This window comes from Thalassotalea mangrovi, assembly GCF_005116735.1.
Lineage (GTDB): Bacteria > Pseudomonadota > Gammaproteobacteria > Enterobacterales > Alteromonadaceae > Thalassotalea_A > Thalassotalea_A mangrovi.
On sequence record NZ_SWDB01000004.1, the window covers coordinates 80385 to 100810 of the forward strand.

15 protein-coding genes are annotated in these 20426 nt (G+C 47.0%); 14 read left to right on the top strand and 1 reads right to left on the bottom strand.

Features of this window, described 5'->3' with window-relative positions; translation table 11 throughout:
- The first annotated feature begins 1 nt into the window (after position 1).
- The 14 genes from E8M12_RS02155 (at position 2) to der (ending at position 18911) form a co-directional block, all read left to right on the top strand.
- Complete coding sequence (locus tag E8M12_RS02155) at positions 2-3151, top strand: efflux RND transporter permease subunit (protein ID WP_136734432.1); 3150 nt, start codon at positions 2-4, stop codon at positions 3149-3151.
- Positions 3152-3185: 34 nt separating this feature from the next.
- A complete protein-coding gene (locus E8M12_RS02160) occupies positions 3186-3860 on the top strand; it encodes a lipase family alpha/beta hydrolase (protein WP_136734433.1) in 675 nt (224 codons plus the stop codon).
- Positions 3861-4026: 166 nt separating this feature from the next.
- On the top strand, positions 4027-5625 hold the full coding sequence (locus tag E8M12_RS02165; RefSeq protein ID WP_136734434.1) for a hypothetical protein: 1599 nt from the start codon (positions 4027-4029) through the stop codon (positions 5623-5625).
- 910 nt (positions 5626-6535) lie between these two features.
- The gene (locus E8M12_RS02170; RefSeq protein ID WP_136734435.1) at positions 6536-6874 is read left to right on the top strand and encodes a P-II family nitrogen regulator; all 339 of its coding nucleotides are present in this window, start codon (positions 6536-6538) and stop codon (positions 6872-6874) included.
- A gap of 12 nt (positions 6875-6886) precedes the next feature.
- Positions 6887-8131 carry an ammonium transporter gene (locus E8M12_RS02175; RefSeq protein WP_136734436.1) on the top strand — a complete coding sequence of 415 codons (1245 nt, stop codon included), beginning with the start codon at positions 6887-6889 and terminating at the stop codon, positions 8129-8131.
- A 459-nt stretch (positions 8132-8590) separates the two neighbouring features.
- Positions 8591-9022 (top strand): nucleoside-diphosphate kinase, encoded by a 432-nt coding sequence (ndk, locus tag E8M12_RS02180; RefSeq protein ID WP_136734437.1) that lies wholly within the window; start codon positions 8591-8593, stop codon positions 9020-9022.
- Between the two features lie 263 nt (positions 9023-9285).
- Positions 9286-10446 (top strand): dual-specificity RNA methyltransferase RlmN, encoded by a 1161-nt coding sequence (rlmN, locus tag E8M12_RS02185; RefSeq protein ID WP_136734438.1) that lies wholly within the window; start codon positions 9286-9288, stop codon positions 10444-10446.
- Between the two features lie 21 nt (positions 10447-10467).
- Positions 10468-11811 carry a type IV pilus biogenesis/stability protein PilW gene (pilW, locus tag E8M12_RS02190; RefSeq protein ID WP_136734439.1) on the top strand — a complete coding sequence of 448 codons (1344 nt, stop codon included), beginning with the start codon at positions 10468-10470 and terminating at the stop codon, positions 11809-11811.
- A gap of 18 nt (positions 11812-11829) precedes the next feature.
- Positions 11830-12894: a RodZ domain-containing protein gene (locus E8M12_RS02195; protein WP_136734440.1), complete on the top strand. Its 1065-nt coding sequence runs from the start codon at positions 11830-11832 to the stop codon at positions 12892-12894.
- A 39-nt stretch (positions 12895-12933) separates the two neighbouring features.
- The gene (gene ispG, locus E8M12_RS02200; protein ID WP_136734441.1) at positions 12934-14049 is read left to right on the top strand and encodes a flavodoxin-dependent (E)-4-hydroxy-3-methylbut-2-enyl-diphosphate synthase; all 1116 of its coding nucleotides are present in this window, start codon (positions 12934-12936) and stop codon (positions 14047-14049) included.
- 96 nt (positions 14050-14145) lie between these two features.
- Positions 14146-15426 (top strand): histidine--tRNA ligase, encoded by a 1281-nt coding sequence (gene hisS / locus E8M12_RS02205; protein ID WP_136734442.1) that lies wholly within the window; start codon positions 14146-14148, stop codon positions 15424-15426.
- A 4-nt stretch (positions 15427-15430) separates the two neighbouring features.
- A complete protein-coding gene (locus tag E8M12_RS02210) occupies positions 15431-16069 on the top strand; it encodes a YfgM family protein (RefSeq protein ID WP_136734443.1) in 639 nt (212 codons plus the stop codon).
- A gap of 15 nt (positions 16070-16084) precedes the next feature.
- Positions 16085-17287 carry an outer membrane protein assembly factor BamB gene (gene bamB, locus E8M12_RS02215; protein WP_246033987.1) on the top strand — a complete coding sequence of 401 codons (1203 nt, stop codon included), beginning with the start codon at positions 16085-16087 and terminating at the stop codon, positions 17285-17287.
- A 151-nt stretch (positions 17288-17438) separates the two neighbouring features.
- On the top strand, positions 17439-18911 hold the full coding sequence (der, locus tag E8M12_RS02220) for a ribosome biogenesis GTPase Der (RefSeq protein ID WP_136734444.1): 1473 nt from the start codon (positions 17439-17441) through the stop codon (positions 18909-18911).
- A gap of 67 nt (positions 18912-18978) precedes the next feature.
- Here der and xseA read toward each other — a convergent pair whose 3' ends face one another.
- Entirely contained in the window at positions 18979-20325 is a 1347-nt protein-coding gene (gene xseA / locus E8M12_RS02225; protein WP_136734445.1) for an exodeoxyribonuclease VII large subunit, read from the bottom strand.
- Between the last annotated feature and the right edge of the window lie 101 nt (positions 20326-20426).

The window sequence follows — 20426 nt, forward strand, 5'->3', positions numbered from 1 at the left end:
GATGCAGCCAGTTGATGAAAAACTGACGGGCATTATTGCCTGGTTTACCCGCAACAGTGTTGCCGCCAACCTGTTAATGATATTTATTCTGGTGATGGGGGCCTATTCCTACCTGACCATTACCAAAAAAATGTTTCCGGAGTTTGCCAGTAACTCAATTCAGGTAAGCGTTATTCACCCCGGCGCTTCTCCCGAGGATGTGGAAAAGTCAGTGGTGATTAAAATTGAGGACGTGCTGGAAAACATTAAAGGCATTAAGCGCATTACCTCGCAATCTCAGGAAGGTTCCGGAACCGTCACCATTGAAATTAAAAATGGATTCCCATTGTCAGAAAAGCTCGATGAGATCCAGATGCAAATCAATACCATTCAGACCTTTCCCGATCAAATTGAACGACCGCTGGTGGTGAAACGTGAATTTGAAGCGGATGTGTTGTGGGTGGCCGTTTTTGGCGATATGGATCGTCGCACCCGCCAGGAATTGGCGCAAAACATTCGTGATGAAATCATGTTATTGCCTGAGGTCAATATTGCCTCTGTGGTAGGAAACCGAGATTATGAAATCAGCGTTGAAGTTTCTGAACTTACCCTGCTGGAATATGGGCTGACCTTTGATCAAATCAGTGATGCGATTCGCAAATCCTCCCTGGACCTGCCGGGTGGTACGATCAAATCTAGTGGTGGTTATATCCAGCTGCGTACCGAAGGCCAGGCCTATACCGGGCAGGAGTATGCAAACCTGGTGTTGCGCACCGACCCCGATGGTACCCGCTTATTATTAAAAGATGTCGCAACCATCAAAGATGAGTTCGTCGAGGGTGAAGGCTTTGCCCGTTTCGATGGCAAACCGGCTTCCAATATCCGCATTAAGTCTACTGCCGATCAGAACGACTTGGCGATAGCCGATGCGGTGAAAAAATACGTTGAAGAGAAACGTCAGTTATTGCCTGAAGGTGTATCTTTGGATGTCTACGGTGATAGCTCGTTTTACCTGTCAGAACGTCTGGATATGATGATCACTAACCTGTTGCTTGGTGCTTTATTGGTATTTATTGTGCTGACCTTATTCCTGCGGGTTCGTGTCGCTTTCTGGGTGATGGTTGGGATACCAATTTGTTTTCTAGGCGCCTTTATGGTGATGCCACTGTTGGGCGAATACTCTGTCACTATAAACCTTCTCAGCCTGTTTGCTTTTATTATGGTGTTGGGGATTGTCGTCGATGATGCCATCGTTATTGGTGAAAGTGCCTACTCAGAAATTCAGACCAGTGGTCATTCAGAAAATAGTATCATTCGCGGTGCGCACCGGGTGGCGATGCCGGCCACTTTCGGTGTTTTAACTACCATTGCCGCGTTTCTCCCCCTGGTTTTTATCGATGCCAATGCGGCAACATTCTTCCGGGCCATTGCTGTCGTAGTGGCACTTTGCCTGGTGTTTTCGATTATTGAATCGAAATGGATTTTGCCTGCGCATTTAGCCCATATTAAGTACAAAGAAATTGACCCGGAGAATGCCCATATCGTTCATCGAATTCAGCTCTGGTTCAAGAAATGGCTCGATGGCTTTATTAATAACCAATATCAAAAAACCTTAAATTTCGCGCTGCGAAATCGCTACAGTACCCTGGCGACATTTTTTGCGGTGTTATGCCTGTCTATTGGTATCGTTGCGGGCTCTTTAGTGAAAGTCGAAGTATTTCCCAATGTGCCCAGCGATTTTATCCAGGGACAGATAACTATGGTCGATGGTACACCACCAGAGCAACGAAATCGGGCGATAGATGCGGTTATTGATGCCGCCTATCGGGTTTCAGAGCAACACACTGGCGATAAGTTACCATTTATCCAACATAGCATGGTTTGGACCCAGGGCGATCTTGGTGGCGGTATGCTCGTCGAGCTCAATAAAGCAGAGTTTCGCGAACTCAGCGCTTTTGACATTGAAAAACTCTGGCGCAATGAAGTGGGAGCATTACCTGGCGTGCGTGAATTGCGCTTGTTTGCAGGCACGAACGCCGGTGGTGGTTCGGCGTTGGAATTTCAGCTGACTGGTAGCAATGATGATCAGCTGGAGCTGGCGGCACTTGAGCTGCAGAATAAATTGTCCGAGTATGATGGCGTTTATGATATTCGTAACTCTTTCAGCCGTGGTCAGGAAGAATTGAAATTACGTATTAAGCCTGCGGCTGAGGCTCTCGGTTTAACGCTGGCGGATCTGGCACGGCAAACCCGTCAGGCGTTTTACGGAGAAGAAGCACAGCGTATTCAACGTGGACGCGATGAATTGAAGGTGATGGTGCGTTATCCGGAAGAAGAGCGTCGTTCACTGGCTGATCTGGAAAATATGTGGGTGCGAACTCCTACCGGAGATGAGGTGCCTTTCTATCAGGTTGCCGATGTCGAATTAGGGCAGGGGTTCTCACGGATAACCCGGATCAACCAAAAACGCTCGATTACCATTGCCGCCGAAATCGACTCAGCTAAAGTCGAATCGAGAAAGATTATTGCCGATGTAAACGCCGAAATTATTCCTCAAATTCTTAGCAAATACCCGACAGTGAAATACGGCATGGAAGGGGCTGGTAAAGAGCAGCAGGAGTTGGTTCAGCAATTACTGATGGCTACGGCGATTTCGCTATTTCTTATCTATGGCTTAATTGCCATTCCAACAAAATCCTATGTTCAGCCATTGATCATTATGTCAGTGATCCCCTTTGGTATCATCGGTGCCATTTTTGGTCACATGTTGCTAGGCAAAACCATTAACATGATGTCGATGTTTGGCTTTATTGCTTTGTCCGGGGTTGTGGTAAATGACAGTTTGATTCTGGTCGATTTTATTAACAAGGCCAAAGATCAGGGAATGCGGCTATTTGATGTCGTTGTCAGTGCCGGGATGCAACGTTTCCGCGCGATTTTGTTGACGTCTTTGACGACCTTTTTCGGGGTTCTACCTATCTACACAGAAACCAGTTTGCAGGCGCAGTTTATTATTCCAATGGCAATTTCCTTAGGTTTTGGTATTTTGTTTGCGACGGTAATCACCCTGTTTTTGATTCCATCGCTGTATCTGATTAAAGAGGATGTGCAGAATATCCGTTTGTTCCGCCGCGGCGGCAAAGATGTATCAACGCAACCAGCGAGCCATTGATATTAACACCAGTATTAACGAGCGGAACATTTGAATGAAAATTGTGATTTTGCATGGACTGTTCATGAATCGCCTGATTATGGCGCCGATGGCACGGCGCCTGGAGAAAATGGGCTGGCAAGTGGACAACCTGTCCTACCCCAGCACCAGTTCTGATAAGGAAGCGTTGTTTGATACCTTGCAGGTAGCAATTGCGGAGGGGCCGGTGATTATGATTGGTCATTCTTTGGGAGGGTTGGTTATTCGTGATTTTCTCAAACACCGGCAGATCGATAGTGATACGGTGCCTTTGGTTATTACCCTTGGGACGCCGCACCAGGGTGCAAGGATTGCTGAAGATTTGGCGAAGTTAAATATCCAGGGCATGTTAGGATCTTCGACTCAATTTGGTTTATTGCCGAGTCATTACGACGCCGAGTGGAATTTGCCTAACCATCTGATTTCAATAGCGGGTAACCTGAAAATCGGCGCCAGGCCATTGCTGGATCGGGTATGGCGTGATGGAGTTGAAGAATCGGATGGAACCGTTAGTGTCGACGAAACCCGCATCAGTGGCATGACCAAACATATTGTCGTTCAGCAAACCCACACTTCAATGGTCTATTCTCGCGATGTCATTCGCTTAATCGATAAATATGCGCGCCTGGCGCTTGGGGCAGCACCCTATCAGCCGGCCGAGCACCCAATCAAACAGTTTCTCAAACGCTAAAACCGATTGATTGGTAAATTTTTCATTAAAATTCTGCTGATTAGATGTAAACCGTAACCGAATCATTGTAGAATCACCCTGGTATCTTTAGATATACCAAGTCAAAAGCCCCCATTTATCGTTCGTTAGCCTTGTGTGCAACGGACAGAATAATCAGGGAGATAACATGAGAGCTTTTGCACCCTTATTACTAATCACACTCACAGCCTGTAGCAGCAGTCAAAAATCCGTCAGACACCAACCTGTTGTTGATATTTCATCTTTGCATGAAGTGAGTCAATCATCGTTATCATTTGATGATATTCCTGCTTACGAGCGACCGCTTTCATATAAAATTGATACCGATAATCCGATTTTTCACAACGAGACCATCGCCGTGCATCGTGGGATCCAGGCGGTTAGCGGCACAGCGGCTAAAACGCCTAAATTCATCGCCACCGAGGTTGCCAGTAACTGGCATTACTGGATGATTGAAGAGGCACAACGCCTATTCACCGCTAGCGTATCAATGGCCGGGGAAACGTCATCCTATCAGCCTCATATCGTTGATAATGGACCGATACTGGATCTTGGCCCGAAACCGAGTGCAAAAAAAGAGTCAATATCCGCCCTACTTATCAGGTACGTGACTAATGTTGATGAGAAGACAGTGGATAAGGTGTTTCAGCGCTGTATCGACCCTGTTGGTAGCAAAACCCTTGCTGAGTTAACCTTAGATCAACAAAAAGCGTTTTACCGACATTGTTTTACCCAGATTCGCCAGGTAGTTCCACAAGGTGTTATTGCGGAAATCGATAATCACCCGTTTGAGACACCATACCCATATAATGAATTGACCATCCGCCGTCATTTCGTTTATGAAGAGCAAGGTTACGGAGCAAACTTTATAAAACACCTTCAAGGGGAATATGGCGCCTGGATTCAGACTAGTTTACAACAACCTGATTACAACCAGGTTGTGGTGTCATTGCCTTCAGACTCAGCATTGCTGAGTGATGACCGCTTATTCAACCAGGAATACTTTACGCGTACGCTCAATCCCAAGGCTTTCGATGATTATGCATTGACGACCCTGTTTAATAGTGAAGGGATGGCAGATATCTATCCGCAACAGGAAGCTGATGCTTTCGAAGCTGAGAAAACTAAGCAAGATGAAGCCTCATTACCGATCAGTAAAACCTTATTAAGACCTTTACCGGCTCTGTGTAGTTTGGATCCTACCGTCTACCACATGGCAATCAGCGGTGCTTATTCGAGATTCCAGTTTGATTGCTTTTCGGAACCTAAGCTAATCCCCGAAGATGAATGGCAGGGTAAAGAGACGTATAAAAGTTACGTCTGGTCCCAACGCCAGGTGGTTCGTTCAGCAAGATATAGCGCTGCAAATCATTATCCCAATGTGATTCGCTCCAAGGCAACTTACCTAAGGTTTAATGATGATGCGATTCAAACCTCGAAAACCGGTTTTCAACGTCAGACCCTGATTCTATTTGATGTTATGCCTGATGGCGTTTACGAATACCAGAAAGTGGATAAAAACTTTCCGATTGAAAATCAAAACGGTGAGCAGAAAACCACTTCTATTTTTGCGCTAGAACTGTTAAAACGCCTACCGCCGAATGCAATGGTCGCCTGGATAGGTGCCAGCTCGACCGAGCCGTCGAATCACTCAAGTTATGTTTTCCACCATGGTTTCCTGTGGGAGTTTCCATTGCAAAAATTCAGCCGGTTCAAGGGCAACCTGCTGGCAAATAAGGAACAATAAGTGTGACTTAGAGCACGCTGGCAAGCCAGCTCCTGGCACACGATTAAAAATCATTCCTGGCATGTAATCGGAGATTGCGCTTGGCAAAGCGAGAATTATGGTGGAAGTGGGAGGTAGAAGACGAAAGCACACTTCGTTGCTGGCACATTATATTCCAGGCACGCTAGCGCTCCTAGAATGCAATCGGAGGTTACTCCTAGCAATGGATATGCGCACTAAAGCCATAAGCTATAAGCCAGAAACACGAAAACTTAATGGTTTCGTCATTTCCTACTTGATAGGAAATCTCATCAAAAAATCAAAGAGCGAGGTCCCGGCCTCGGCAATTGCTCCATGCATTGCTCTACCTCCCACATCCATGTGGTCGTACGCCGGGATGACTGCTGAAACCTGAAACCTGAGACCCAATCCAGGGCCCTTCGTTGTCACCGAAAATTGCTCCTCGATAACTGCTCCTGCGTTATTCTACCTGCGTGCATCCTTGCACTTGTGCATTTTCGGTATACAGGCCTTCCCTGGCCATAACCGCGTCAGTCTGTCACAGAAAATTGAATCGGAAATCTGTTCCAGACATTTCCGACATACCAGCGTCCATGCCGGCATCCATGCATTTATTGCATACAGCCCATCCCTGGGCATAACCCAAAATGCGACAACGAGAGCATTTTCTCCACCTGAAAAGGGTGAGCATAAGAACCCTTTTCTTCCACCATCGAAGATTACCTCTTTAACCGTAACTGTGCGCCAGCATCGTCACGTAACCCTGCACTTTGATTGCACTTTTTTTGCACTATCTCGGTGCACCATATTGGTGAAACTAGATAATTTCCCCTCAACCCTTGATTTTACTAGGGTTAAAAAGTTGGCACGCCACTTGTAGTAGTTAATTCAACTTTTAATAGGGGGCGAAATGAAATTAATCAACGCAATAATAAAACCATTCAAACTCGATGATGTTCGTGAAGCTATTTCTGAAGTGGGCATTGAAGGTTTGACCGTAAGTGAAGTTCGAGGCTTTGGTCGTCAAAAAGGTCATACGGAGTTATACCGTGGCGCCGAATACCAGGTGGACTTTCTGCCTAAAGTCAAATTAGAGATCGCAGTAAAGTCCGAGGATGCGGATCGCATCATCGAGGCGATCACTAAATCGGCCCACACTGGCAAGATTGGCGATGGCAAAATCTTTGTCTATGACCTTGAACAGGCGGTACGTATCCGTACCGGTGAACTTGATGTAGCTGCACTTTAACAGGAGATAACAATGGAAGAGTTAGCATCAGTATCAACGACAGTCTCCGAATTGAGATTTGCACTCGATACCTTTTATTTTTTAATTTCAGGCGCGCTGGTAATGTGGATGGCTGCGGGATTTGCCATGCTGGAAGCCGGATTAGTTCGTTCTAAAAATACCACCGAAATCCTGACCAAAAACATTTGTCTGTATTCAATTGCCTGCGTGATGTTCCTGTTAATCGGCTACAACATCATGTACGTGGATAACGCGGAAGGTGGCATTCTGCCATCATTCGGCAGCTTGATTGGTACTCAGGCAGGTGATGCGGACCACTCTCTGGAATCGGATTTCTTTTTCCAGGTGGTATTCGTGGCTACTGCCATGTCAATTGTCTCAGGTGCCGTTGCCGAGCGGATGAAGCTTTGGTCTTTCCTGGTATTTACGGTTGTGTTAACCGGTATCATCTACCCGGTTGAAGGTTACTGGACCTGGGGTGGTGGTTTCCTGTCAGAAGCCGGTTTCTCCGATTTTGCCGGTTCCGGTATCGTTCACATGGCTGGAGCTGCCGCGGCATTAGCCGGAGTGCTGTTGCTGGGTGCTCGTAAAGGTAAATACGGAGCTAACGGTGAAATTTTCCCAATTCCAGGCTCTAACATGCCGCTGGCAACCTTAGGTACCTTTATCCTGTGGATGGGCTGGTTTGGTTTTAACGGTGGTTCGCAATTAATGGTGTCAGATGCCGAAAATGCCACTGCGGTTGGTCAAATTTTCCTTAACACCAATGCGGCGGCAGCTGCTGGCGCCGTTGCCGCGTTATTACTGAATAAAGCGGTATGGGGTAAAGCGGACCTGACCATGATCCTCAACGGTGCGTTAGCTGGCCTTGTTGCTATTACCGCCGACCCATTATCACCATCGCCGTTATTCGCTTCATTAGTCGGCGCATTAGGCGGTGTCTTAGTAGTATTTTCAATCGTTAGCTTAGACAAGTTAAAAATCGATGACCCAGTCGGCGCCATTTCAGTACATGGTGTTGTTGGTTTGTTTGGTTTGCTGGCAGTGCCATTCAGCAATGGCGATGCAACCTTTGGTGCCCAGCTTTACGGTGCAGCAATGATTTTTGCCTGGGTGTTCCTGGCGAGCCTACTGGTCTGGTTCCTATTGAAAAAGACGGTTGGCATCAGAGTCAGTGATGAAGAAGAATACAATGGTGTAGATAAGTCAGATTGTGGTATTGAAGCTTATCCGGAATTTGTATCGCTTAAAAACTAACAAGGAGCCTTAGGGCTCCTTTCGTTTTTAAGAGCTACAAGCTATAAGCGGTAAGCTTTAAGTAGTTTGATCTGACTCTTATCACTTATCACTTATCGCTTAAAGCTTTTTCTTACAGCTTACGGCTTACAGCTTGAAGCTTATGGTTTACAGCTTAAAGCTTACCAGGAGTCCTTCGGGCTCCTTACGTTTTTTAGGGCTACAAGCTACAAGCGGTAAGCTTTAAGTAGCAAGAGCAGAGTGTTCTTTACAGCCTGAAGGCTCTATAGCATTAAAGCCTTCTTCAAGCTATAAGCGGTAAGCTAGCAGAGTGTTCTTTACAGCGTTAAAGCCCTGCAGCGTTAAAGTCTTTCTTACAGCTTACAGCTTCGTTGGGGGCCAAAAAAATAATGTAATCCCTCACTCTTTCGTCTATAATTCGCGCCAAAATTTTTTATATTCAGTAATTGAGGGCTTATCATGGCTATCGAACGTACTTTTTCTATCGTAAAACCTGATGCTGTTGCTAAAAATGCAATTGGTGCTATCTACAACCGTTTTGAGTCTGCTGGTCTTAAGATCATCGCTTCTAAAATGGTTCACCTGAGCCGCGAGAAAGCGGAAGGCTTCTATGCCGAGCACAAAGAGCGTCCTTTCTTCGGTGCTTTGGTTGACTTCATGACTTCTGGTCCAGTTATGGTTCAGGTGTTAGAAGGTGAAAATGCGGTACTTAAAAACCGTGAAATCATGGGTGCAACTAACCCAGCTGAAGCCTTAGCAGGTACTCTACGTCACGACTACGCTGAGTCAATTGATGAAAATGCGGTACACGGTTCTGACGCATTAGAGTCAGCGGCTCGCGAAATTGCTTACTTCTTCAGCGACGACGAAATCTGTCCTCGTACTCGCTAATTGACGAGTAAGGAAGGGATTGCAGGAATCTAGCTGCGCCAATTTACCTTCCTATGAATCAAAAGGATTTTGCCGAATCTGGTAAAATCCTTTTGTTGTATCTGCGGCCCGGAAAATATCGATTAACCCATAGTCGAACAAGGGACGTTTTTTAACCGAAATAATAACGCAAAGTAACATTTTGCTAACAACTGAAAATTGTTTGTAGCGCTTAAAATGTGTACAATGGCGTCCGTTTTAACACCAGAGAATTCGAGCTTTTAATGTCTGCTAACCCAGTTGCAATCCAGGAATCAGTTACCCCTGAAAAGGTTAATTTGCTGAACTTTGATCACCAGATGATGCGTGAGTATTTTGCCAGTATCGGTGAAAAGCCTTTTCGCGCCGATCAGGTCATGAAGTGGATCTATCACTTTGGTTATGATGACTTTGAAAAAATGACCAACCTTAACAAGGCATTACGACAAAAGCTGCAGCGTTTGTGTGAGATCAAGGCACCGGAGATTTCGCAAAAACAGGTCTCAAATGACGGTACCATAAAGTACGCCTTGAAGCTTGAAGGCGGTCAGGAAGTAGAAACCGTATGGATCCCGGAAAACGGCCGGGCCACGTTGTGTGTATCCTCCCAGGTGGGCTGTGCACTGGAGTGTTCATTTTGCTCGACCGCGCAGCAGGGCTTTAATCGCAACCTTTCGGTTTCTGAAATCATTGGTCAGGTATGGCGTGTCGCCAATGACATTGGCGCGACCCGTATTGCAGGTACCCGCCCGATTACCAATATTGTAATGATGGGCATGGGTGAACCATTGCTGAACATGAAGAATTTGATTCCGGCACTCGACAACATGCTTAACGACCTGGCCTATGGGTTGTCGAAGCGTCGGGTTACGGTAAGCACCTCTGGCGTTGTTCCTGCGTTAGACATGCTGAAAGAAAAAATCGACTGTGCCTTAGCTATTTCGGTGCATGCACCCAACGATGAGTTACGTAATGTGTTGGTACCGATCAACAAGAAATACCCGCTAACAGACTTTTTAGCGGCAAGCCGTCGCTACATTGAAGGCTCGAAGGCTAATAAACAGGTAACCGTAGAGTACGTGATGATAGATCATGTCAATGACTCGACAGAGCAGGCGCATGAGCTTGCTAAAGTGCTGGAAGGAACTCCGAGTAAAATTAACCTGATTCCGTTTAATCCGTATCCTGGGTCGCCATACAAACGCTCCAGCAACTCCCGTATTGACCGCTTTGATAAAGTATTGCAATCGTACGGCCTTACGGTGATCACCCGACGCACCCGAGGTGATGATATCGATGCCGCTTGTGGTCAATTGGCCGGCGATGTCCTGGACAGAACCAAGCGCACGGGAAAAAAACAGATGCAAGGCGATGCGATTTCGGTAAAAATGGTGTCATCAGAATAATAACTAAGTAAGAGCAGGAAGATGCATAAATCAGTGAAGATGTTCTCTGCAATCACTCTGGCGGTTGTCACAGCGATGGCGACCAGCGGTTGTGTAACGCAAAATTATGCAGAAGAAAAACCGGTGGTTGATCGAGACGTCAACAAAGAACAAAAAGCCAAAACCCGGATTTCGCTGGCTCTGAGTTATTTGAATATGGGCAATATGGCTCAGGCTAAGTTTAACCTGGAACGGGCGAAAGAGTTTGCTCCGGATTTGGTCGACGTATATACCGCTTTTGCTCATTATTTTGAAGTGGTGGGTGAAACAGAACAGGCGGAAGAGTCATATCGCAAGGCGCTTGATATCGAAGACGATAATGCCGATACATTGAATAACTTCGGTGTTTTTCTGTGTCGTCAGCAACGGGTGAGCGAGGCAGAGACCTTATTCAAAAAAGCGATTCGCGTTCCCAGTTACCTGCGGGTAGCCGAAACCTATGAAAACATCGCCCTTTGTCATTTAAAGGTCAATGACATCGATAAGGCTGAACATGCGATGGAGCGCAGCCTGGCACATAGCCCGAATCGCGCAACTAGCCTGCTACAGCTGGCACAGTTTAAATATGCCAAAGGTGACTACGATCAGGCTGGCTTATATATGAGTCGATTTGAACTGGCGACCCGCCGCTTTACCCCACAGGCAATGGCCTTAGCCTTTAAAATCCAACAAAATATGGGTAATGCTGAAATCGCTGAAAATTATGCCAAAATGCTGATCAACATGTTTCCGGAGTCGGAACAGGCACAGTCTTACCTTGAAGATGGCTTGATACGCATTGCTGAAGATGACCTGGCCGAACGATACCATCGTTATGTGTTAAAAACAGCGGCGCTATCGACGACGGGCAAGCAAACGGCAAGGGTGAAAAAGAGCGTTGTGAAAAGCAAACAACAATCGCCCCAGGGTGATGCTAGTGCTGTGGTAAGTGCGGCAACGAAGCCTGTATCATTGCCTGCGACGCAGGATAAGGGCAAACCGCAAAACAAGCCGCCAGTCGATAATAGCAGCAGTTCGAAAACGCAGACGGCGGCGACACCTGTGAAACAACAAACATCTCCTGTACAGCCGCCAGCAATCAATGCCGCTGCGTTTGCGGTAAACAAGCAAACGCCGAAACCGGCAGTGACTGCGGTTGGTAATCAAGCTGCGGCATCGGCAATAAACGTTGATGGACCGGTACATATTGTTGCCAAAGGTGATAACCTGTATCGAATTTCGCTTAAATACAACATCACCATTAGCACCTTGCGGCGCTGGAATGACTTAGTGGATGAAAATATTCATGTCGGTCAGGTAATTCGATTAAGCAGACCAAAAAAATAGCAGAGTTAACAGAATATTATGAGCGAACAAAATCAACCTATTAATATCTGCGATGATATTGAAGTAGTAGGCCCGGGACAAATGCTCCGGGAAGCCCGGAAAGCGAAAGGGCTAAGTCAGAAAGATGTTGCCCTGCACCTGAATTTCCGTTTGGCATTGGTCAACGAGCTGGAAACTGAATCCTTTGACCCAGATACGCCAGCGACCTTTTTGCGTGGATATCTGCGCAATTATGCCAAGTTTCTCGGTCTTAATGAGAATGATGTGTTGGAAAGCTATCAGACGCTAGGTGTTGCTCGCCAGCAACGTGCTGAAATGAAAAGTTTTTCTCAAAAAGAAGCGAAAAAAGCTGAGAACAAGTTATTGATGGTCACCAGCTCGGTCCTGGCTGCATTGATGCTAGGGATTTCTGCGTATCATTTCATTCAGGAAGATAAGCAGGATGTTAGCGAGATTGTAACCTCGGATGAACTACCGGTAACTGCCGAACAGGATGATGTCACTGCAGGTAATGCTCAGTCATCCGTCCCTGAAACGTCGTTCGAAGCAGAACAAGAAACCTTGTCTAAAGCACCAGGCAATATGGCGGAAACAGGCGCAGATACCCAGGACAGCCTGGTAGATGATGAGCAGCCCGTTACCAGTGAACCCTTGACTGCCGCCATGATGGTCGTTGAGAGCCGGGAGACCGTGCCTCAACAAACACAACCTATAGCCGAAGAGGACGAGCCAGATCAACAATCTCAGGCTACAGAAGAAACCCTGACCACTCAAATCCCTGCTCAGGATTCGGGCGAACCAGCAAATTCCGATGCGGCAATCGCACAATTAAAGTTTGTTTTTAAAGGTGATTGCTGGGTCAATATCTTTGATGCCGATGGCAACCGACTGGCCTGGGGTATTAAGAAAAACGATTATGTCATGACCTTGAACGGTAAGCCGCCGTTTAATGTGACTCTGGGGAAACCGGAATTGGTTGAGATGACCTATCAGGGAGAACAGATCTCTCTGTCCCAGTATAAAGTCGGGCAAATTGCAAAAATGATCGTGCCCGAGCCCGTAATTGAGGAGGCAGCGGAGTAAGCGCTGCCTTAACAGTAAATTCAGATTAATCAACAACACATGTTTAGTGAAAATCCGATCAAACGTCGCAAGTCCACACAAATAATGGTGGGCAATGTACCGGTAGGTGGCGACGCCCCTATCTCCGTGCAATCGATGACTAATACTCCGACTACCGATGTTGAAGCAACGGTTAGGCAAATTCGCGAACTGGAAAATGTCGGTGCTGATATAGTCCGTGTTTCCGTGCCAACCATGGATGCTGCTGAAGCATTTAAGCAAATCAAACAACAGGTGCGCGTACCGCTCGTTGCCGATATTCATTTTGACTATCGCATTGCTTTGCAAGTTGCCGAATATGGGGTTGACTGTTTGCGCATCAATCCAGGCAACATTGGTCGTGAAGATCGCATTCGCGCCGTTGTCGATGCTGCCCGTGATAAAAATATTCCTATTCGCATTGGTGTGAATGGTGGTTCACTGGAGCGCGATTTACAGGAAAAGTACAAAGAACCTACTCCTGAAGCTTTGTTGGAGTCTGCATTGCGCCATGTTGATATCCTCGATCGCCTGAACTTTGATCAGTTCAAAGTCAGCGTCAAAGCCTCCGATGTATTTCTGGCGGTTGGCGCCTATCGTTTATTAGCCAAACAAATCGAAAACCCATTGCATCTTGGTATCACCGAAGCTGGTGGTTTTCGTTCTGGTGCTGTTAAATCGGCAGTGGGACTGGGAATGTTACTTGCCGAGGGTATTGGTGATACTTTGCGGGTCTCTCTGGCAGCCAACCCGGTTGAAGAGATTAAAGTCGGTTTTGATATTCTTAAATCATTGCGACTGCGCTCGCGAGGCATCAATTTTATTGCCTGTCCGAGCTGTTCACGCCAGGAGTTTGACGTAATTTCTACGGTTAATGCCCTGGAACAGCGCCTGGAAGATATCTTAACACCAATGGACGTATCTATTATTGGTTGTGTGGTGAATGGTCCGGGTGAAGCGACGGTTTCCGATCTTGGCCTTACCGGGTCTAACCGCAAAAGTGGCTTTTATTTAGATGGAGTTCGTCAAAAAGAACGTATCGACAATCAGGATATTGTTGACCAACTGGAAAAGAAAATTCGCGCCAAAGCACAAATGCTGGCCGGTGAACGACAAATCAAATTCAAACAAGTCTAATCGACGGGCTTGTGCGTTAACCGAAGATTTGCCTATAATGCCGCCCTTATGGCGAATTTACCGACACAGATTTTACAGATTTAAGAGAACATTCGAGTGACTAAAGCTATCCAAGCAATCCGTGGTATGAACGACTGCCTTCCTGGTGAAACGGAAAAGTGGCAACAGGTGGAACAGGTTCTGCGCAATGTCGCCAGTAATTATGGCTACTCGGAAATTCGTATGCCGGTGGTCGAGTCAACTGCGCTTTTTAAACGCGGTATTGGTGAGGTTACCGATATCGTTGAAAAAGAAATGTATACCTTTGACGATCGCAATGGCGATTCTCTGACGCTACGTCCTGAGGGGACTGCCAGTTGTGTTCGCGCTGGTAATCAGCATGGCTTGCTATATAACCAGGAGCAACGTTTGTGGTATATGGGGCCAATGTTTCGTCACGAGCGACCACAAAAAGGTCGTTATCGCCAGTTTCACCAGTTTGGCCTGGAAAGCTTCGGTATCGCATCGGCGGATATTGATGCCGAAGTGATTATCTTAAGTGCTCGCCTATGGCGGGAACTTGGCATCGAAGATTTTGTCACACTAGAGCTTAACTCGCTTGGTTCAAATGAAGCTCGCGCCGATTATCGTCAGGCGCTGGTGGAATTTTTGACCCAGCATGAAGATAAACTGGATGATGATTCTCGCCGGCGCATGCACAGCAACCCTTTGCGGGTACTGGATAGCAAGAACCCTGACGTTCAGGCATTGCTGGTCGATGCGCCAAAGTTGTCTGAATATTTAGATGAAGAGTCGCAGCAGCATTTTGCCGACGTTTGTAAACGCCTTGATGCTGCGGGTATCAGTTATCGTTTAAACGATAAACTAGTGCGGGGCCTGGATTATTATAATCGCACCGTATTTGAGTGGGTAACAGATTCCCTCGGTGCTCAGGGAACCGTTTGCGCGGGAGGTCGTTACGATGGCCTGGTTGAGCAACTCGGAGGCAAAGCGACGCCTGCGGTAGGCTTTGCTTTGGGTATTGAACGCCTGGTATTGTTGCTCACCAGCCTTGATAAGTTTCAGAACTTGCGCCCTGCCGCAGATGTGTATGTGGTAAGCATGGGGGCCGACGCGGAACTGGCGGCGTTGCGTTTATCCGAACAATGGCGTGATGCGGTACCTCAAATCCGCATTCAAACCCATTGTGGTGGCGGCAAATTTCAGAAACAACTGAAACGTGCGGATAAATCTGGTGCACAGATCGCGATAATTCTTGGTGAATCAGAATTAGAACAAGAAACCGTGACCGTAAAATATTTACGGCAACAAAAAGAACAAATTAGCCTGCCTTTTGCACAAGTCGCAGAGCTGTTAACGAATTTAGTAGAAGGGTAATGTTGTGGAAATTTATCAATCAGAAGAACAACAAGTAGAAGCAATTAAAAAGTTTTGGCATGACAATGGTAACTCGATTATCGCTGGTCTGGTGATCGGACTGGGCGGCTTTTTCGGTTACAACTACTATCAGGACCAGAAAATTGAAGCGATGGAAACCGCATCGACTCAGTTTCAGGAAAACATGCAGGCAATGGAAAGCAATGACGAGAAATTTCGCAGTGAAAGCCAGGCCTTCATTAATGACCACAAAGATTCTAGTTATGCAGCCTTCACTGCGCTAGCACTGGCTAAAGATGCGGTAGCACACAGTGATTTTGCTGAAGCTGAAAAGCAATTAACGACTGCAGCGGAACTGGCACCAAGTGAAGAAATCAAGGCGATTGCCATGTTGCGTATGGCCCGCGTACAGATTCAACAACAGAATATGGATGCAGCCCTGGCTACCCTGGAAAGCCCATTCCCGGAAAAATTTGCTGCTAATGTTGCCGAAACTAAGGGTGATGCTTATTTATTAGCGGGCGACAAAGAGCAGGCTCGTACGGCTTATCAGACAGCCGTGGATGCTGGCGGCCTTGAAACCAGCCCGCAGTTACAAATGAAATTGGATGACCTGGCCGTTGCTATTAACGTTGCTGGTTAAGGCTGAGGTGCTGGTGTGAAAAACCTGAATAAAAAATTACTAAGCACCATTCTGGCATCGGCGATGCTGTTTGGCTGTGCTTCCGATGATGAAGACGAAGATACCAGTACGCTGGTGGCTGAATTAACCGAAATTAATGCCCAGTTTGAACCGGAAGTCTTATGGGAACAATCGACTGACGAAGGCGTTCAGCATTATTTTTCCCGATTAAACCCGGTGGTCGCCTACGATAAAGTATTTACTGCCGAGCGACTGGGTGATGCCTATGCATTTGATAAGACGACCGGCGAAGAGATCTGGCATGTCGACCTTAGCAATATTGATGGCAGTCGAGGGTTTTTCGATGACCGCGAAACCGCACGGATTTCTGGTGGCGGAGCTGCCGGATATAACATGGTTATCTGGGGAAGTGAAAACGGTATCGTTTACGCATTAAACCAGGAAAATGGCGAGCTTATCTGGCAGGCGAAAGTTGCCGGCGAAGTTATCTCCAACCCGGCGCTGGATTCCAATAAAGTACTGGTTAATACCGGCTCAGGTGCGCTTATTGCCCTGGATGCACAGACCGGCGAACAGTTGTGGAAAACCGAGCAAAGCGTACCGCCGTTGACATTGCGTGGTGCCAGTGGCGTGGTTACCAGTGCCGGTGGTGCTTTTATTGGTAATGCCAAAGGCGAACTGGTGGTTTATATCATCGACAATGGTCAGCAGGGCTGGGCAACCGAAATTGGTGAACCATCCGGGGCAACCGAGTTACAACGCATTGTCGATGTCGATGTGACTCCGGTAGTGTTCGGTGACAAGATTTATGGTATTTCATCGAATGGTAATTTAGCGGCGCTGGATATGCGCAGTGGCCGGGAAGTGTGGAAACGTAAATACTCATCTTATCGCCAGCTTACCATTGATGGTAACCAGATTTTTGCCACCGATGAAAAAGGCCATGTTTATGCGATTGACCGTAATGACGGTACTGAGCTGTGGAGCCAGTTATCGTTTACCAACCGTGAGACTACCGGTGCGGTAAGCATCGGTGATTACGTGGTAATTGGCGATTTGGAAGGCTACCTGCACTGGCTAAATAAAACTGATGGTTCTATCGTTGCCCGTCATCGGGTAGACAGTAGTGCTATCTATGTGACGCCGGTAGTAGACGAAGGTCTTATCTACGCTCAATCACGTGACGGTGAACTCCAGGTTATTAAAACGCCAGAGTAGACTCTGAACCCGTTGTTTAACATCGGGTTTTATAGGAAAAGCAGATTTTTGCCAAAGGCAATAAAAGCTAAAGTTTGCTAAAGTTATCAGCGGCCCCGTAAGTTTTACGGGGCCGCTATTATTTTATTAAGATTATTTTTTTGAGGTAGCCATGCTTCCTGTTGTTGCTCTGGTTGGGCGTCCTAACGTAGGAAAATCAACTTTATTTAATCGTCTTACAAGAACTCGTGACGCGCTGGTGGCGGATTATCCAGGGCTTACCCGTGATCGCCAGTATGGCCAGGCCGAGGTTGAAGGGCAATCGTTTATTGTCATTGATACCGGCGGTATTGTTGGCAATGAGGAAGGTATCGATGCCCTGATGGCGGAACAGTCGTTAATGGCGATTGATGAAGCGGACGCGGTATTGTTTTTAGTCGATGCCCGTGCCGGGTTAACATCGGCAGATGAATCGATTGCCGAATACCTACGCAAGCAGAGTAAAAAAGTCTTTGTTGTTGCCAATAAAATCGATGGCATTGATGCCGATTCTGCGGTGGCGGAATTTTATCACCTGGGATTGGGTGATACCGTCCACCAGATAGCGGCTGCCCATAATCGTGGCGTAACCCAGTTATTAAACCTGGCCCTGGCTCCGCATATTGATGGTATGGCGCTGACCGATGAGGGCGACGATGCTGACGAGGATTATGATAATGTAGTGCACTTGGAGGAAGGTGAAGAGTTCGACGATAGTGAAGAGACGGCTCAGGACGACAAAATAAAGCTGGCGATTATTGGTAAACCCAATGTCGGTAAATCGACTTTGACCAACCGCATCCTCGGCGAAGAGCGTGTCGTTGTTTACGATATGCCGGGTACTACCCGAGACAGTGTTTACATTCCCATGGAGCGGGGTGATCGCGAGTATACCTTGATTGATACCGCTGGCATTCGTCGCCGTAAAAATGTTACCGATGCGGTGGAAAAGTTTTCGGTCATTAAAACCCTGCAGGCGATTGAAGATGCCAACGTGGTATTACTGGTTATTGATGCCCGCGATGGTATCACTGATCAGGATCTATCTCTTTTAGGCTACGTGTTGGAATCGGGGCGCTCCCTGGTGCTGGTGGTTAATAAATGGGATGGCCTGGATAATGATATTAAGGAGCGAGTCAAATCAGAGCTTGATCGTCGTCTTGGCTTTATCGATTTTGCGCGATTGCACTTTATTTCGGCATTACATGGTACTGGCGTTGGCCATTTATTTGAGTCGGTGGAGGAAGCATTCGATTCAGCCACTCGTCGCACGTCAACGGCGATGTTAACCAAGATTATGGACATGGCGGTATTTGATCATCAACCACCTATGGTTAATGGTCGCCGCATTAAGCTTAAATACGCCCATGCCGGTGGCTATAACCCGCCGATTATTGTTATCCATGGTAACCAGGTAAATGCTCTGCCACAGTCCTATAAGCGTTATCTGATGAATTATTTCCGTAAGGCGCTTAAAATCATGGGTACACCGATTAAAGTTGAATTCAGGGGCACCGCCAACCCGTTTGCCAACAAGCGCAAACTCACCTATACCGAGCAGAAGAAAAAAGCCCGGGCAACCCAAGGGTATAAAAGCAACGATTAAAAAAAAGGACCACAATTGTGGTCCTTGTTTGTCAGCGATGCAGGGTAGTCATCGAGGAATAGATTACTTAGTCTTTGGCTGTGATCTTGGCCTGGAACTGACCATCTGCTAACTGCACACTAATGTTATCGTCGACATCAATGGCTGTTAAAGATCGTATGATATTACCTTGTTTATCCCGGGGAATCGCATAACCTCGGGCAATGGTGGCCAGGGGACTGACAATATGTAAGTTATGCGCCAGATGCGCCAGTCGTTGTCGCTGTCGGTCACGGTTAATGATAATGCTTTGTTGCAGTCGGGCGTTAAGGTCGACCAACCGGGATTGTTGCAAGGTCAGTGTTCTGCCCGGAGAGCAGGACTGCAGGCGATTTTCCGCTCTTTCGGCGCGTAATTGTTTTTGCTGTAGCTGATTCAGTAACCCGTAAGTCAGTCGTTGCTGCAAGTCATCGGCGAGCTGTTGCTGATGTTGTAATTGTTGCTTGGGGTGGGTAAGCGCCAGCCGATGTTGTATTCTGTCGTGTTGACGGTGCAGGTGACTGAACTGGTAGGCAATAAGGTGGCCGAGGCGTTGTCGATATTGTTGCACCTTATCCAGCAGGCTTTTGTTATCCTGGGTGACCAGTTCTGCTGCCGCCGAAGGGGTTGGGGCACGTAGATCGGCCACATAATCGCTTAAACTGATATCGACCTCGTGGCCGACGGCACTAATTACCGGAATTTCACAGGCAAAGATAGCTCTCACCACCGCTTCTTCACTGAAGGCCCAGAGATCTTCCAGGGAACCGCCGCCACGGCCAACGATTAACACGTCGCATTCGTCACGGATATCGGCTACTTCAATGGTTTCAGCAATTTGCGCGGCAGCGCCATCACCCTGTACCAGGGTTGGATAAATAATCACCTGTACACCGGGATTGCGACGCTTCATTACCGTTAAAATATCATGGATAGCAGCGCCGGTGGCTGAGGTAATTACGCCAACGGTTTTAATATTTTCCGGTAGCGGTTGTTTGTAACGTTGGTCGAACAGCCCTTCGTGCAGTAACTGGGCTTTAAGCATCTCGAATTTTTGTCGTAGCAGTCCTTCACCAGCATCTTCCATTTGCTCAATGATCAGCTGAAAGTCACCGCGCGGTTCGTAAAGGGAAACTTTCGCTTTGACCAAGACCTGCTTGCCATTTTCTGGTTTAATCCGAACCTGGCGATTGTTGCCGCGAAACATGGCACAACGGACCTGGGATTTACTGTCTTTTAATGATAAATACCAGTGCCCGGATCCGGCCGCCATAAAGTTTGAGATTTCTCCACATAACCACAGGGTGCGCATTTCCGTTTCAAGTAGAAAACGGACCTTTTTGGTCAGCTCGCTGACCTGCATAATATGGCGTTTTTGCTGATAATTAGGGGTCATGATAAATTTTTAAGAGTTTTTCCCTGTTTTCGACGTTTTGTTACAAAATTTAAGTTTACTGTAAGGGGGTAAACGGATAAAATCCATCCGCAATATTTTAA

What these genes read in the sequence shown, in the direction of transcription:
- E8M12_RS02195 (WP_136734440.1), top strand. Translation starts at nt 11,830, where the DNA reads ATGAGCGAACAAAATCAACCTATTAATATCTGCGATGATATTGAAGTA.
- E8M12_RS02165 (WP_136734434.1), top strand. Translation starts at nt 4,027, where the DNA reads ATGAGAGCTTTTGCACCCTTATTACTAATCACACTCACAGCCTGTAGC.
- ispG (WP_136734441.1), top strand. Translation starts at nt 12,934, where the DNA reads ATGTTTAGTGAAAATCCGATCAAACGTCGCAAGTCCACACAAATAATG.
- rlmN (WP_136734438.1), top strand. Translation starts at nt 9,286, where the DNA reads ATGTCTGCTAACCCAGTTGCAATCCAGGAATCAGTTACCCCTGAAAAG.
- ndk (WP_136734437.1), top strand. Translation starts at nt 8,591, where the DNA reads ATGGCTATCGAACGTACTTTTTCTATCGTAAAACCTGATGCTGTTGCT.
- E8M12_RS02170 (WP_136734435.1), top strand. Translation starts at nt 6,536, where the DNA reads ATGAAATTAATCAACGCAATAATAAAACCATTCAAACTCGATGATGTT.
- xseA (WP_136734445.1), bottom strand. Translation starts at nt 20,325, where the DNA reads ATGACCCCTAATTATCAGCAAAAACGCCATATTATGCAGGTCAGCGAG.
- der (WP_136734444.1), top strand. Translation starts at nt 17,439, where the DNA reads ATGCTTCCTGTTGTTGCTCTGGTTGGGCGTCCTAACGTAGGAAAATCA.
- E8M12_RS02175 (WP_136734436.1), top strand. Translation starts at nt 6,887, where the DNA reads ATGGAAGAGTTAGCATCAGTATCAACGACAGTCTCCGAATTGAGATTT.
- pilW (WP_136734439.1), top strand. Translation starts at nt 10,468, where the DNA reads ATGCATAAATCAGTGAAGATGTTCTCTGCAATCACTCTGGCGGTTGTC.
- E8M12_RS02155 (WP_136734432.1), top strand. Translation starts at nt 2, where the DNA reads ATGCAGCCAGTTGATGAAAAACTGACGGGCATTATTGCCTGGTTTACC.
- E8M12_RS02160 (WP_136734433.1), top strand. Translation starts at nt 3,186, where the DNA reads ATGAAAATTGTGATTTTGCATGGACTGTTCATGAATCGCCTGATTATG.